We start from the raw sequence: 15609 nt of genomic DNA, 5'->3' as shown, positions 1-15609 counted from the left end.
TCGATGGATCACGACGTACACGACCTACAAAAAGTCCGCTCGTTCGAACATCCGGGCGCGGGACGGAAACGGGCCAAGGCGACCCCCAAGGGCCGCCAGGTCGACCCCACCGCCGCCCACGAGATCGAGCTGTTGCTCGGCGACCGGCCGCGGCGCCGCGACCTCCTGATCGAGCATCTGCACCTGATCCAGGACAAATATCACCAGATCTCGGCAGCGCATCTGGCGGCGCTCGCCGACGAGATGAAGCTGTCATTTGCGGAAGTGTTCGAGACCGCGACCTTCTACGCGCATTTCGACGTGGTGAAGGAAGGCGAGCCGGATATTGCGCCGCTGACCATTCGGGTCTGCGATTCGCTCACCTGCGCCATGATGGGTGCGGAAAAGCTGCTGCATGAATTGCAGGACAAGGCGGGCCCCGGCATTCGCGTGGTGCGCGCGCCCTGCGTCGGCCGCTGCGACACCGCGCCTGCCGCCGAGGTCGGCCATCACTTCGTCGATCATGCCACGGTGACGAATGTGCTCGCCGCCGCCAAGGCCGGCGAGACCCACGCGCATCTGCCCAAATATGTCGATTACGACGCCTACGTTGCCGGCGGCGGCTATGCGTTGCTGAACCGCCTGCGCTCCGGCGCCATGACGAAAGATGATTTGCTGAAGTCGCTCGACGACGCCTCGCTGCGCGGGCTCGGTGGCGCCGGCTTCCCGACGGGACGCAAATGGCGCGCGGTGCTGGGCGAGCCCGGCCCGCGGCTGATGGCGGTCAACGGCGACGAGGGCGAGCCTGGCACCTTCAAGGATCGCTTCTACCTCGAAACCGATCCGCATCGCTTCCTCGAGGGCATGCTGATCGGCGCGCATGTGGTCGAGGCCACTGACGTCTACATCTACCTGCGCGATGAATATCCGGCCTCGCGCGAAATCCTCGAACGCGAGATTGCAAAACTGCCGCCTGATGGTCCCGTGTTGCATATGCGCCGCGGCGCCGGTGCTTATATCTGCGGCGAGGAATCTTCGCTGCTCGAGAGCATCGAGGGCAAGCGCGGCCTGCCCAGGCACAAGCCGCCTTATCCGTTCCAGGTCGGCCTGTTCGGCCTGCCCACCCTGATCAACAATATCGAGACGCTGTGGTGGGTGCGCGACATCGTCGAGAAGGGCGCCGACTGGTGGAAGAGTTTTGGCCGCAACGACCGCCACGGCCTGCGCAGCTATTCGGTCTCGGGCCGTGTCAAAAATCCCGGCATGAAGCTGGCGCCATCAGGCGTCACCGTGCGCGAACTGATCGACGAGTTCTGCGGCGGCATGGCTGACGGGCACACCTTCCACGCTTACCTTCCAGGCGGCGCGTCGGGCGGCATCCTGCCGGCCTCGATGGACAACATCCCGCTCGATTTCGGCACGCTGGAAAAATACGGCTGCTTCATTGGCTCCGCCGCCGTCGTCATCCTGTCCGAGCAGGACAGCGTGAAGGGCGCGGCGCTGAACCTGATGAAATTCTTCGAAGATGAAAGCTGTGGCCAGTGCACGCCGTGCCGGGTCGGCACCCAGAAGGCGGCGATCCTGATGGAAAAGCCGGTCTGGGACCGCGAGCTGCTCGACCAGTTGAGCCAGGCGATGCGCGATGCCTCGATCTGCGGGCTTGGACAAGCCGCCTCGAATCCGCTGACGTCAGTGATTAAATATTTTCCGGAAGAATTCGTGCCGAAAGAGGCCGCGGAATGACCAAGATCAAGTTCGAACTTGACGGCCAACAGGTCGAGGCCAATGCGGGCGAGACCATCTGGCAGGTGGCAAAACGCCATCAGAAGGAAATCCCGCATCTCTGCTACTCGCCGGAGCCGGACTACCGGCCCGACGGAAATTGCCGCGCCTGCATGGTCGAGATCGAGGGCGAGCGCGTGCTGGCCGCCTCCTGCAAGCGCACGCCGAGCGTCGGCATGAAGGTGAAGACCGAGAGCGCGCGCGCGGTTGCCGCACAGAAGATGGTGATGGAATTGCTGGTCGCCGACCAGCCGGCGCGCGAGACCTCGCACGATCCCGATTCGAAATTCTGGCACTGGGCCGAGAAGGTCGAGGTGACCGAGAGCCGTTTCCCGGCCGCCGAGCGCTGGCAGGGCGATACCAGCCATCCCGCGATGAGCGTCAATCTCGACGCCTGCATCCAGTGCGGCCTGTGCGTGCGCGCCTGCCGCGAAGTGCAGGTCAACGACGTCATCGGCATGGCCTATCGCAATGCCGGCGCCAAGATCGTGTTCGACTTCGACGATCCGATGGGTGAATCCACCTGCGTCGCCTGCGGTGAATGCGTGCAGGCCTGCCCGACCGGCGCCCTGATGCCCTCGGTGATGCTGGACGAGAACCAGACCCGCGTGACCTATGCCGACAAGAAAGTGGATTCGCTCTGCCCGTTCTGCGGCGTCGGCTGTCAGGTCACCTATCAGGTCAAGGACGAGAAGGTCATCTACGCCGAGGGCCGCGACGGCCCGGCCAACCACAACCGTCTCTGCGTCAAGGGCCGTTTCGGCTTCGACTACATCCATCACCCGCATCGCCTGACAAAGCCGCTGGTGCGGCTGCCGAATGCGAAGAAGGACGCCAACGACCAGGTCGACCCGGCCAATCCCTTCACGCATTTCCGCGAAGCGTCCTGGGAAGAGGCGCTGGATATCGCGGCCAAGGGCCTCGTCAAAATCCGCGACGAGAAGGGCGTCAAGGCGCTGGCCGGTTTCGGCTCCGCCAAAGGCTCGAACGAGGAGGCATATCTATTCCAGAAGTTGGTGCGCACCGGCTTCGGCTCCAACAATGTCGACCATTGCACGCGGCTGTGCCACGCCTCGTCGGTGGCCGCGCTGATGGAAGGGTTGAACTCGGGCGCGGTGTCGGCGCCGTTTGCGGCTGCCATGGACGCCGAGGTCATCATCGTGATCGGCGCTAATCCGACCGTGAACCATCCGGTCGCGGCGACCTATCTCAAGAACGCGGCCAAGCGCGGTGCCAAGCTGATCGTGATGGATCCGCGCCGGCAGGCGCTGTCGCGTCACGCCTGGCGGCATCTTGCGTTCAAGCCCGGCAGCGACGTCGCGATGCTGAACGCGATGCTGCACACCATCATCACCGAAGGGCTGACCGACCAGCAATACATCGCGGGCTACACGGAAGGCTTTGACGAGCTCGCCGAGCGCATCAAGGACTTCCCGCCGGAGAAGATGGAAGCAATCTGCGGCATTCCGGCGGAGACGCTCAAGGAAGTCGCACGGGTCTATGCCCGCTCGCAGGCCTCGATCATCTTCTGGGGCATGGGCATCAGCCAGCACATTCACGGTACCGACAACGCGCGCTGCCTGATCGCGCTGGCGCTGACGACGGGCCAGGTCGGCCGTCCCGGAACCGGCCTGCATCCGCTGCGCGGCCAAAACAACGTGCAAGGCGCGTCCGACGCCGGCCTGATCCCGATGTTCCTGCCGGACTACCAGCCGGTCGGCCGCACCGATCTGCGCGAGCCCTTTGAAAAGCTTTGGCACCAGGACCTCGATCCCGTGCGCGGCTTGACCGTGGTCGAGATCATGAACGCGATCCATGCCGGTGAAATCACCGGCATGTATATCGAGGGCGAAAACCCCGCGATGTCGGATCCCGATCTGCAGCACGCACGCGGAGCTTTGGCGATGCTCGACCACCTGGTCGTGCAGGATCTCTTCGTCACCGAAACCGCGTTCCACGCCGACGTGATCCTGCCGGCCTCGGCCTTTGCCGAGAAGAGCGGCACCTTCACCAACACCGACCGCCGCGTGCAGCTCGCGCGCGAAGTCATCAAGCCGCCCGGCGATGCGCGGCAGGATCTCTGGATCATCCAGGAGATCGGCAAGCGCATGGGCCTGCCGTGGAACTATGATGGCCCGGCCGATGTCTTCACCGAAATGACGCAGGTGATGCCGTCGCTGAATAACATCACCTGGGACCGGCTGGTCCGCGAGGGCGCGGTGACCTATCCGGTCGATGCTCCCGACAAGCCCGGCAATGAAATCATCTTCACCACGGGTTTCCCGACCGAAAGCGGCCGCGGCAAGATCGTGCCGGCCAAGGTGGTTGCACCGGACGAGTTGCCCGATGCCGAATACCCGATGGTGCTGTCCACGGGCCGTGTGCTCGAACACTGGCACACCGGTTCGATGACTCGCCGTTCCAGTGTGCTCGACCAGATCGAGCCGGAGGCGGTGGCGTTCATGTCGCCAAAGGATATGCGGCGCTTAAGCGTCTGGCCCGGCGATTTCATCAGGCTGGAGACGCGCCGTGGCGCCGTCGAGGTCAAGGTGCGCTCCGACCGTGACGTGCCTGACAACATGGTGTTCATGCCGTTCTGCTACGCGGAGGCGGCGGCCAACCTGTTGACCAACCCGGCGCTCGATCCGTTCGGCAAGATCCCGGAATTCAAGTTCTGCGCCGTGCGCGCCGAAAAGGTCGAGCTGCAGTCGGCGGCGGAGTAGATGAGCGACGATCGTTCAACGGCGATGTGACGGCGCGACCGTAAATGGCCGCGCTTCACTTCGCCGGAAGCACAAAGACCTGGCCGGGATAGATCAGGTTGGGATTGCGGATCTGCCCCCGGTTCGCCTTGTAAATAACGGCGTAGCGCGTGCCCGCGCCGTACGAGACTTGGCTGAGACGCCAGAGGCTATCGCCGCGGGAGACGGTGGTGGTCGTGATTTTCGGCACCACCACGGCGGATGACGGAGAACCTCGGTCTGGCAGAACGATTGCCCCTGCGGCCGCCAGCTGCGGCTGCTGTGCAGCGGCTGACTCCGAGCGCCTGGAGGCTGTGGCCTGCGCCGGCACGGATGCGGTCACCATCGTGTCGGGAACGTTGAACGGCACCTCGGCGCGCGCGTGCACCGAGCCGGAACTCGACGCCTCGTCCACCCTGACACGGTAGCTGCCCGGTGCGACCCCTTCATTGATCGTGACCGCGAAACGGCCATCAGCGGCGGCCGTTACCGACGTGATAAAGCTGTCGTTGAGATAAAGCCGCAACGCCGCGCCGGGGCGCGCCTGGCCGCTCACATGGAACTTGCCGCCCGGCTCGATCTCGACCGCCGCCACAACCACTGCGCCGGCCGCCGGCTTTTCCGCCGCTGGTTGCGACAGCATGACGGTGGGTTTGTTCGGCGTGATCAGCGCCACGACCGGCCGATCGGTCGCTTTCGGCTCAAGTGCCACCGCCACATTCTGTTTGGACGTCATTTGCTTGCCGTCCGGCTGCCTGGAGCGCAGCGTCAGGTCGTAGGTGCCTGATGGAAGCCGGGGCGGGACGATGACGAACTGTCCGGATTGATCCGCGACCGCGCGATCGTGCACCTCACCGTTACGCAGCAGCTCCACCGACGCGCCTGGCGTTGCCCGACCCGCGATCACGGCCTCGCCTGTCGGCTCGATCCGGGCAACGTCAAACGTCGGCACGCCATCGCTGTTCTCCGGCGGCGGAGGCGATCCGGACAGCGCGTCCGCAATGGCGTTGGCTTCCGCTTTCGCCGTTGCGAGCGGGGCCGGGCTCTGCTCCCGCGCGCCCGGGGCAGGCCTTGAGATCGCCGCCGCGCTGGCGTCAGCCGGTGGTTCGCGGCGGGCGTGCAAAATGGCGAAGGCAAGCGCAACGCCAGAAACCGCAACAAGCGCAATGGAGAAAATGATCGTTCGGCTTGCCGATGTGGCAGTCATGATACCCGTCCCGTCTGCCGGATCGTTGGCTGGCCTGTATTCTATACCGTCTCGAGCAAGGAGGGTATCCGTTTGCGTCGGAAAAAGCAGACTGTGGCTCGTTAACCAAAAACCAGCCGACGCGACAGAAGCCGAGACGGGTAAGCGCGTCAGGCGAAATTATCGCCGCAAACCGGCTCGTACAGCGCCCTCGCGTCCTGCGGCACCGTCGGTACGCTGGTCCGGTTCAACGGCGCACTGATACGCCGGGCTTCGACGAACGCACTCAGGATCGCCAGCGCCAGATCGGCGTGGCGGGCTTCCACCGATCGATCGAGCCATTCCGGCAACTCGCGCTGGCGCGATAGCGCGCAGTACCATTCGCCTTCGTCATAGGCGATACGGCGGATCTGCCATTGCGGCAGTTCGAAATCGACCAGCGCAAGTGCTGCATCGGTCCACGCCTGCGACTGGATCAGCCGTTCGATGCGGGCGGTCTTGCTGCTTTGACCGCTGGACGGAAAGCGGCGGCAGGTCTGCTTGATGAGGTCTGACAGGAAATCGGTCGTGACGACATAGGCGTCGCGAAGCCGGTCGCTGAGCTCAGTGCGAGTTTCAAGATCTGAAAGAAGCGGCATGGTGTCATCTCGTTTTGGCGCGGCTGTCAGTGCAACCGCGCATCCAAAGTGGCGAAGACGCCGTTTGAAAACGAGAGGAGGCAAGGGGCGGAGATATAGGGATTTCATAGGAGGCGTTCTTTCCCTCTCCCCACAGACTGCGTCCGCGCCACCTCTCCCACAATGGGAAGGAAGAGAGGGCGCGTCTTTATGAGATTCCTATAACGTCGCCGCTTCTCCCGTCTCGAAAACCTATGCGCCCGGTGGCACCTCAGTCCGGCAAGACGCGAAAGCTGTCCATTCGGTTCGCGGATCACGTCGCACAGGAACATTCCCATGCTGGACATCGTCATGCTGGCGCTCGCGCTCGGCTTCTTCGTGGCAGGCATCGGCTATGCCTATGCTTGCGAACGGCTCTAGAGGAGCAAGGCCATGATCTTCGATTACTCGCTTGCCGGTCTCGTCTCGCTCGGCCTGCTGTTTTACCTGACCTACGCGCTGCTGCGGCCCGAGCGCTTCTGAGCGCGCCATGATCACGATGGTCGAGGTCGTCCTGACATTTGTTACCTCGGCGCTTCTGGTTGCGCTCATTCACCTGCTGCTGCCCGCAAAGAGATCCTGAAGGATTCCCGACAATGACCGTCATCGGCTGGATTCAAATTCTTCTGTACTGCGCTATCGTGGCCGCGCTCGTCAAACCGCTCGGCTGGTACATGACCCGCGTCTTCAACGGCGAGTCCACCTTTCTGTCCCCGGTGCTGCGCCCGGTCGAACGCGGGCTTTACTGGATCGGCGGTGTCGACGAGAAGCGCGAGCAGCATTGGCTGACCTATACGGTCGCCATGCTGCTGTTCCATGTCGGCGGCTTTCTCATCATCTACGGCCTGATGCGGCTGCAGGCGCTGTTGCCGTTCAATCCGGCGGAGCAATCTGCCGTCGCCCCTGATCTCTCGTTCAACACGGCGATCTCCTTCCTCACCAACACCAACTGGCAGAACTACGGCGGCGAGAGCACGCTGTCCTATCTGACGCAGATGGTCGGCCTGACGCACCAGAACTTCCTCTCGGCCGCGACGGGCATTGCGCTCGCGGTCGCCCTGATCCGCGGCTTCTCCCGCTCCTCAATGCGCACCATCGGCAATTTCTGGGTCGATGTGACGCGCTGCACCCTCTATGTGCTGCTGCCGATCTGCATCATCTACACGCTGTTCCTGGTCTGGCAGGGCATGCCGCAGACGCTCGGCGCCTATGTCGAGGCCACGACGCTGGAGGGCGCCAAGCAGACCATCGCGGTGGGCCCCGTCGCCTCGCAGGTCGCCATCAAGATGCTCGGCACCAATGGCGGCGGCTTCTTCAATGCCAACGCCGCGCATCCCTTCGAAAACCCCACCGCGCTGTCGAACTTCGTGCAGATGATCTCGATCTTTGCGCTTGGCGCGGCGCTGACCAACGTGTTCGGCCGTATGGTCGCCAACCAGCGACAGGGCTGGGCGATCCTCGCCGTGATGGGCGTGCTGTTCCTGTCGGGCGTTGCCGTCACCTATTGGGCCGAAGCCAACGGCACCTCGACGCTCGCCGCGCTCGGGCTAACCGGCGGCAACATGGAAGGCAAGGAGGTCCGGTTCGGCATCGTTGCCTCCTCGCTCTTTGCGGTCATCACCACGGCGGCCTCGTGCGGCGCGGTCAACGCCATGCATGACTCATTCACCGCGCTTGGCGGCATGATCCCGCTGCTCAACATCCAGCTTGGCGAAATCATCGTCGGCGGCGTCGGCGCCGGGCTTTACGGCATGCTGCTGTTCGTCGTGCTGGCGATCTTCGTCGCCGGACTGATGGTCGGCCGCACGCCGGAATATGTCGGCAAGAAGATCGAGGCGCGCGAGGTCAAAATGGCGATGCTGGCGATCCTGGTGCTGCCACTGATGTATCTCGGCTGGACCGCGGTCGCCGTGGTGCTGCCGTCGGCGGTGGCGTCGATGGCTAATGCTGGCCCCCACGGGTTCACGGAGGTGCTCTATGCCTTCACCTCGGCGACCGGCAATAACGGCTCGGCGTTTGGCGGCCTGACCGGCAACACCTTCTTCTACAATCTGACGCTCGCGAGTTCGATGTTCGTCGGCCGCTTCTTCATGATCGTGCCGGCGATGGCGCTGGCCGGCTCGCTCGCCGGCAAGAAGTCGATGCCGCCGTCGGCAGGCACATTGCCGACCACCGGCGGCCTGTTCGTCGGTCTCGTCGTCGGCGTGATCCTGATCATCGGCGGGCTGACGTTCTTCCCAGCGCTGGCGCTCGGGCCGATCGTCGAGCACCTCGCCATGAATGCCAACACCCTGTTCTGAGCGACGCCTTTGGAGTCTACGTCCATGGAAACCATGAAACTGCAGAAAAAAGTGAACGCGTCGGCCATGCTCGATCCCAAGATCGTGGTGCCTGCGGTCCGCGCGGCATTTGCGAAACTAGATCCGCGGCTGATGATCAAAAATCCCGTGATGTTCGTGGTCGAGATCGTCGCAGCCCTCACCACCGTGATTTTCCTGCGTAACCTGGTGATCGGCGGCGAGAGCCTCGCCTTCACCTTCCAGATCATCCTGTGGCTATGGTTCACGGTGCTGTTCGCCAATTTCGCCGAAGCCGTCGCCGAAGGCCGCGGCAAGGCGCAGGCCGAGTCGCTGAAGAAGACCCGCACCGAGAGCAAGGCGAAGCTGCTGGAAGGCGCCGATAAATCGTATCGTCTGGTGTCCGGCACCAGCCTCAAGGTCGGCGATATCGTCCTGGTCGAGGCCGGTGACAACATCCCCTCCGACGGCGAGGTGATCGAAGGCGTGGCCTCGGTGAATGAGGCGGCCATCACCGGCGAATCCGCGCCCGTGATCCGCGAATCCGGCGGCGACCGCTCGGCGGTGACCGGCGGCACGCAGGTGCTGTCCGACTGGATCCGCGTTCGCATCACGGCGGCGCAAGGCTCGACCTTCATCGACCGCATGATCAAGCTGGTGGAGGGCGCCGAGCGGCAGAAGACGCCGAACGAGATCGCGCTCAATATCCTGCTGGCGGGCTTAACCATCATCTTCGTGTTCGCCACCGTGACGATCCCGAGCTACGCGGCCTATGCCGGCGGCTCGATTTCGGTCGTGGTGCTGGTGGCGCTGTTCGTCACGCTGATCCCGACCACGATCGGCGCGCTGTTGTCGGCGATCGGAATCGCCGGCATGGACCGCCTGGTGCGCTTCAACGTGCTCGCGATGTCCGGCCGCGCGGTGGAAGCTGCCGGCGACGTCGATACGCTCTTGCTGGACAAGACCGGCACCATCACGCTCGGTAACCGGCAGGCGACGGCATTCCGGCCCGTGCGTGGCGTCACCGAGCAGGAACTGGCGGACGCAGCACAACTCGCCTCGCTCGCCGACGAAACGCCGGAAGGCCGCTCGATCGTCGTGCTGGCGAAGGAGAAATACGGCATCCGTGGCCGCGACATGAAGGAGCTTCACGCCGCCTTTATTCCTTTCACCGCGCAGACGCGCATGAGCGGCATCGATGCCGGAACATCCTCCGTCCGCAAGGGCGCTGTGGATGCCATTCTGAATTACGTCGATGGCGGCGGCGCGGTGCGTGTGGTCGCTTCTGGGAATGCAGCGCGCGCCCTGCAGTCGGGTGCCATCTCGGAGGCAGCGCGCGAGATCCAGGCGATTTCCGACGATATCTCCAAAGCCGGCGGCACGCCGCTCGCGGTCGCGCGCGACGGCAAATTGCTCGGCGTCGTGCACCTGAAGGACATCGTCAAGGGCGGCATCCGCGAGCGCTTTGCCGAATTGCGCCGCATGGGCATCCGCACCGTGATGATCACGGGCGACAACCCGATGACGGCAGCGGCGATTGCCGCCGAAGCCGGCGTCGACGACTTCCTCGCCCAGGCAACGCCGGAGGACAAGCTGAAGCTAATCCGCGACGAGCAGGCCAAGGGTAAATTGGTCGCCATGTGCGGCGACGGCACCAATGACGCGCCGGCGCTCGCACAGGCCGACGTCGGCGTCGCCATGAACACCGGCACGCAGGCCGCGCGAGAAGCCGGGAACATGGTCGATCTCGATTCCAACCCGACCAAGCTGATCGAGGTGGTCGAGATCGGCAAGCAGCTATTGATGACGCGTGGCGCGCTGACGACGTTCTCGATCGCCAACGACGTCGCGAAATATTTCGCCATCATCCCGGCGATGTTCCTGGCGTTCTACCCGCAGCTCGAAGTGTTGAACGTCATGCACCTCGCCAGCCCACAGAGCGCCATCCTGTCGGCGATCATTTTCAACGCGCTTATCATCATCGCGCTGATCCCGCTGGCGCTGAAGGGAGTGGCCTATCGCGCGGTCGGGGCAGGGGCACTTCTGCGCCGTAACCTGCTGATCTACGGCCTCGGCGGCATCATCGTTCCCTTCATCGGCATCAAGATCATCGATCTCGCCGTTGCGGCCTTGCATCTGGCCTGAACCCAACCGTCATTGCGAGCGCAGCGAAGCAATCCATACCGCCGCAAACACAAAATGGATTGCTTCGTCGCTTCGCTCCTCGCAATGACGGAGACACTTACGGAGACACAACATGCTCAGAGAATTCCGTCCCGCCATTCTCATCCTCCTCCTGCTCACCGCGATCACCGGCGTCGCCTATCCCCTCGCGATGACCGCGATCGCCGGCGTGATCTTCCCGAAACAGGCGCAAGGCAGCCTGATCGAGAAGGACGGCAAGGTGATCGGCTCCGCGCTGATCGGGCAGGAGTTCAAGACCGATAGATATTTCCACGGCCGCCCGTCCGCGACCACGGCGCCGGACCCGGCCGATTCCACCAAGACGGTCCCTGCGCCCTATAACGCCGCCAATTCCGGCGGCTCCAACCTCGGTCCCACCAGCAAGGCGCTGGCTGACCGGATCAACGAAGACGTCGCGAAACTGAAAGCCGAGAACCCCCCTGCGCCCGTGCCTGTCGACCTTGTCACCGCCTCGGGCAGCGGGCTTGATCCGGACATTTCGCCCGAGGCCGCTCTATTCCAGGTCCCGCGGGTGGCAAAGGCCCGCAGCTTGCCGGAAGCCCCCGTCCGCGAGCTGGTCACTGAGCACATTCAGGGCCGCATGGCTGGATTGCTCGGTGAGAACAGAGTTAACGTATTGGCCCTGAATCTGGCTCTGGACCAGGCCTCACAATGACACCGGCTAGGCCGGCCCGGGCGTGAGGATTATATTGCCGCATGGTCCAAACCCGCCGCGACCCTGAACAGCGTCCCTCGCCGGAAGCCCTCCTGGAAGCGGCCCGGCGCGAGGACAGCCGCGCGGGCCGGCTCAAGATCTTCGTCGGCGCAGCCCCCGGCGTCGGCAAGACCTACGAAATGCTGCAGAGCGCCCATGCCAGGAAGAAGGCCGGCGCCGATGTCGTGGTGGGCGTGGTCGAGACCCATGGCCGGGCGGAAACGGAAGCCCTTCTGAACGGCCTCGAAGTGCTGCCGCGCCGGCGGCTCGCCTACAAGGAGCAGACACTCGAGGAGATGGACCTCGACGCGCTGATTGCGCGGCGGCCGCAGATCGCGCTCGTCGATGAGCTCGCCCACACCAACGCGCCCGGCAGTCGCCATCCAAAGCGCTATCTCGACGTCGAGGAATTGCTGTCCCATGGCATCGACGTCTATACCGCCGTCAATATCCAGCACATCGAAAGCCTCAACGACGTGGTCGCGCAGATCACGCATGTGCGGGTGCGCGAGACCGTGCCGGACAAGGTGTTCGACCGCGCCGACGCCATCGAGCTGATCGACCTGACGCCTGATGATCTGATCCAGCGGCTGAAGGAGGGCAAGGTCTATGTCCCCAAGCAGGCCGAGCGCGCCCTGGAGCATTATTTCTCGCCGGGCAATCTGACCGCGCTGCGCGAACTGGCGCTGCGGCGTACCGCCGAGCGTGTCGACGAGCAGTTGCTCACCCACATGCAGGCCAATGCCATCGACGGACCGTGGGCCGCCGGCGAGCGCATTCTGGTCTGCGTCAGTGAAGACCCGCGCGCAGCAGGCCTCGTGCGCTACACCAAGCGGCTCGCCGACCGGCTACATGCGCAGTGGACCGCGGTCAGCATCGAGACGCGACGCAGCCTGCAACTGACCGACGAGCAGCGCGACCGGCTGGCCGACACCATGCGGCTCGCCGAAGCGCTCGGCGGCGAAGCGCTGACCATTCCCGGCGCCGGCCGCCGCATCGCTGACGACGTCATCCATTTCGCGCATGCCAACAACATCACCCAGATCATCATCGGTAAATCGAACCGCTCATGGTGGTTCGAACTGATGCGCGGTTCCGTGGTGCACGATCTGGTACGCCGCTCCGGCAACATTAGCGTGCATGTGATCGCCGGCGACGAACAGGGCGTGGCGAAGCCGGCGGTGCAGACCGCGGCGCGGCAGGAGCCGTTCAACCCGCGGCCTTATCTGATGGCGCTGCTGTTCGTCGCGATCGGTCTAGGCGCCGCCGAACTCATTCACCCGGTGTTCGGCATTGAGAACGTCGATCTGGTCTTCCTCACCGCCGTGGTCAGCGTGGCGGTTCGTTACGGGCTCTTGCCTTCGCTGCTGACAAGCGTCGCAGCTTCGCTGTGCTACAATTTCTTCTTCATGCCGCCGTACCATACTTTCACTATCGCCGACCCGACCAACATCGCCGCCTTCTTCTTCTTCATGTTGATTGCGATTCTGGTCTCCAATGTCGCGGCGCGGGTTCGCTTGCAGGCAGATGCGGCGATCGGACGGGTGCGTACCACCGAATCGCTCTATGCCTTCAGCCGCAAGCTGGCCGGTACTGCGACGCTCGACGACGTGCTGTGGGCGACGGCCTATCAGACTGCGCTGATGCTGAAAGTGCGCGTGGTGTTGCTGTTGCCGGAAGACGGCGTGTTGACGGTCAAGAGCGGCTATCCGCCGGAAGACCAACTCGACCAGGCCGATCTCGCCGCCGCCAATTGGGCCTGGAGCAACGATCGTCCCGCCGGGCGCGGTTCGGACACGCTGCCGGGGGCAAAACGGCTGTTCCTGCCGATGCGAACCGGGCGCGGCGCGATCGGCGTCATCGGCATCGACGACGACCGCACCGGGCCGCTGCTGACGCCGGATCAGCGCCGCCTGCTCGATGCATTGGTCGATCAGGGCGCGCTCGCGATCGAGCGGGTGCTGCTGGTCGAGGACATGGATCGGGTCAAGCGCACGGTGGAATCCGACCGGCTGCGCGGCGCGCTCCTGACCTCGATCTCGCATGATCTGAAGACGCCGCTGGCTTCCGTGCTCGGCGCCGCCAGCATGTTGCGCGATCTTGGCGCTAGCCTTGACGACGCGCAGAAGAACGATCTGCTCGCCACCATGATCGATGAATCCGAACGGTTGAACAGGTTCATCGCCAACCTGCTCGACATGACCAAGCTCGAATCCGGCGCCATCGTCCCCAACACCGCGCGGCACGATGTCGGCGAGATCGTCGGCAGCGCGCTGCGGCGCGCCGGCAAGATCCTCGTGCGTCACAAGGTGTCGCTGGAGGTCGGCCCCAATCTGCCGATGCTGGAGCTCGATGCCGTGTTGTTCGAACAGGTGCTGTTCAACCTGCTCGACAACGCCGCCAAATACGCACCCGCCGATACGACGATTTCGATCCGGGGAACGCGCGATCAGGGAAGGGTCTCGCTGCAGATCCTCGACGAGGGTAACGGCATTCCGCCCGCGGAACTTGAAAGCGTATTCGATAAATTCTATCGCGCGCAAAAGGGCGATCACGTTCGCCCCGGCACCGGTCTTGGGCTGGCGATTTCCCGTGGTTTTGTTGAGGCGATGCATGGCACCATTTCGGCCGCCAACCGCAGCGACCGCAGCGGAGCGGTTATAACCATTCGGCTGCCGGTCCCGGCCACCGACAGCGCGCTGGATACCGCCGCATGAACGCCGCCCCGATCAAGGTGCTGGTCATCGACGACGAGCCGCCGATCCGCAAGCTGTTGCGAATGGGGCTGAGCACGCAGGGCTATGACATCCTCGAAGCTTCCAACGGCAAGATCGCGCTGGAGAAGCTGGCCGAGAGCCCGGCGCTGATCATTCTCGATCTGGGTCTGCCCGATATCCAGGGCCATGAACTGCTGCGCATGATCCGTGGCCGCAACGAGAGCGTGCCGATCGTGGTGCTGTCGAGCCGCGGCGACGAGGCCGGCAAGGTGCAGGCACTTGATCTCGGCGCCGACGATTATCTGACAAAACCGTTCGGCATGGATGAACTGCTGGCGCGGATGCGCGCGGCCTTGCGGCACCAGTTGCAGGTGCAGGGCGAGCGGCCGGTGTTTCGTGCCGGCGACCTCTCGGTCGATCTGGTGCGCCGCATCGTCAAGACCGGTGAGCGCGAGGTAAAGCTATCGCCGAAGGAATATGAACTGCTGCGCGTGCTGGTGCAGCATGCCGGCAAGGTGCTGACCCATCGCTTTCTGTTGAAGGAGCTCTGGGACGAACTGACGGATGCGCAATATCTGCGCGTCTATGTCCGCCAGCTCCGGCAGAAGATCGAGGCCGATCCGGAACGTCCACAATTCGTGCTGACCGAAACCGGCATCGGCTACCGGTTGCGCGCGCCGGACTGACTTCCCGGTGGCGACCACGCGCGCCCGGGTGAATCGGAGGAGGACGTAAGGCCATGGCTGAGAGCGTCATGTACCACGAAGGCAATCGGCAATTGCAGGATCGGTTCGACAGCCGCCGGATTTCGGACCGGCTGGAAGAGAAGCTGATGCGCAAGGAATTTTCGGCTGACGACAAGCAGTTCATCGAAAGCCTGCCATACTTCTTCCTGGCGACGGCCGACGCCGAGGGCCGGCCCGACTGCTCGTTCAAGGGCGGGGCGCCGGGCTTCGTGCGCATCACCGGACCTTCCGAGATCGCATTCCCCGACTATGACGGCAACGGCATGTTCAAGAGTCTCGGCAACATTGTCGTCAATGCCGATGTCGGGTTGCTGTTCATCGCCATGCACGACAAGCCGCGGCGCCTGCGCGTCAACGGCAGCGCCAGCGTGAGCGACAACGATCCGCTGCTGGCGGGGACCGTCGGCGCACAGCTCATCGTCCGCGTGACCGCACGCGCGATCTTTCCGAATTGTCCGCGCTATATTCCGACGATGAGTTCGATCGAGCCGTCGATCTATGTACCGGTCGCCGGACAGGACGCGCCGGAGCCGGCATGGAAGGGCTTTGCGGATTTCAAGGATTGCATCCATCCGCGGCAGCCCACATTCAAGGGTTAGTGGCAAC

The 15609-nt window shown here is 63.9% G+C and carries 11 protein-coding genes; 9 read left to right on the top strand and 2 right to left on the bottom strand.

Annotated features, from left to right (window positions below; all coding sequences use genetic code 11):
* The first annotated feature begins 3 nt into the window (after nt 1-3).
* Both V1293_RS16115 and fdhF read left to right on the top strand, forming a co-directional pair.
* On the top strand, nt 4-1722 hold the full coding sequence (locus V1293_RS16115; RefSeq protein WP_334510887.1) for an NADH-ubiquinone oxidoreductase-F iron-sulfur binding region domain-containing protein: 1719 nt from the start codon (nt 4-6) through the stop codon (nt 1720-1722).
* Nucleotides 1719-4484, top strand: coding sequence for a formate dehydrogenase subunit alpha (gene fdhF, locus V1293_RS16110; RefSeq protein WP_334510886.1), 2766 nt, complete (start codon nt 1719-1721; stop codon nt 4482-4484). The genes V1293_RS16115 and fdhF overlap by 4 nt, the downstream gene beginning before the upstream one ends.
* Before the next feature lie 55 nt (nt 4485-4539).
* Here fdhF and V1293_RS16105 read toward each other — a convergent pair whose 3' ends face one another.
* Entirely contained in the window at nt 4540-5709 is a 1170-nt protein-coding gene (locus tag V1293_RS16105) for a LysM peptidoglycan-binding domain-containing protein (protein WP_334510885.1), read from the bottom strand.
* A gap of 149 nt (nt 5710-5858) precedes the next feature.
* Complete coding sequence (locus V1293_RS16100) at nt 5859-6326, bottom strand: hypothetical protein (RefSeq protein ID WP_334510884.1); 468 nt, start codon at nt 6324-6326, stop codon at nt 5859-5861.
* Nucleotides 6327-6737: 411 nt separating this feature from the next.
* Here V1293_RS16100 and V1293_RS16095 point away from each other — a divergent pair, with 411 nt between their 5' ends.
* The 7 genes from V1293_RS16095 to V1293_RS16065 all read left to right on the top strand — a co-directional run bounded on the left by V1293_RS16095 (nt 6738) and on the right by V1293_RS16065 (nt 15602).
* Nucleotides 6738-6827, top strand: coding sequence for a K(+)-transporting ATPase subunit F (locus V1293_RS16095; RefSeq protein WP_016846764.1), 90 nt, complete (start codon nt 6738-6740; stop codon nt 6825-6827).
* 113 nt (nt 6828-6940) lie between these two features.
* Entirely contained in the window at nt 6941-8644 is a 1704-nt protein-coding gene (kdpA, locus tag V1293_RS16090) for a potassium-transporting ATPase subunit KdpA (protein WP_334510883.1), read from the top strand.
* A 24-nt stretch (nt 8645-8668) separates the two neighbouring features.
* A complete protein-coding gene (gene kdpB / locus V1293_RS16085; RefSeq protein WP_334510882.1) occupies nt 8669-10786 on the top strand; it encodes a potassium-transporting ATPase subunit KdpB in 2118 nt (705 codons plus the stop codon).
* 112 nt (nt 10787-10898) lie between these two features.
* Entirely contained in the window at nt 10899-11501 is a 603-nt protein-coding gene (locus tag V1293_RS16080) for a K(+)-transporting ATPase subunit C (protein WP_334510881.1), read from the top strand.
* 41 nt (nt 11502-11542) lie between these two features.
* Nucleotides 11543-14257 carry a sensor histidine kinase KdpD gene (locus tag V1293_RS16075; protein ID WP_334510880.1) on the top strand — a complete coding sequence of 905 codons (2715 nt, stop codon included), beginning with the start codon at nt 11543-11545 and terminating at the stop codon, nt 14255-14257.
* The gene (locus tag V1293_RS16070; RefSeq protein WP_334510879.1) at nt 14254-14943 is read left to right on the top strand and encodes a response regulator transcription factor; all 690 of its coding nucleotides are present in this window, start codon (nt 14254-14256) and stop codon (nt 14941-14943) included. The genes V1293_RS16075 and V1293_RS16070 overlap by 4 nt, the downstream gene beginning before the upstream one ends.
* Before the next feature lie 53 nt (nt 14944-14996).
* Entirely contained in the window at nt 14997-15602 is a 606-nt protein-coding gene (locus V1293_RS16065) for a pyridoxamine 5'-phosphate oxidase family protein (RefSeq protein WP_334510878.1), read from the top strand.
* The last annotated feature ends 7 nt before the right edge of the window (nt 15603-15609 follow it).

Origin of the sequence: Bradyrhizobium sp. AZCC 1693 (assembly GCF_036924745.1) — a bacterium.
Lineage (GTDB): Bacteria > Pseudomonadota > Alphaproteobacteria > Rhizobiales > Xanthobacteraceae > Bradyrhizobium.
Note: the sequence above shows the minus strand (reverse complement) of the source record. Positions and strands in the feature narration are given on the sequence as shown.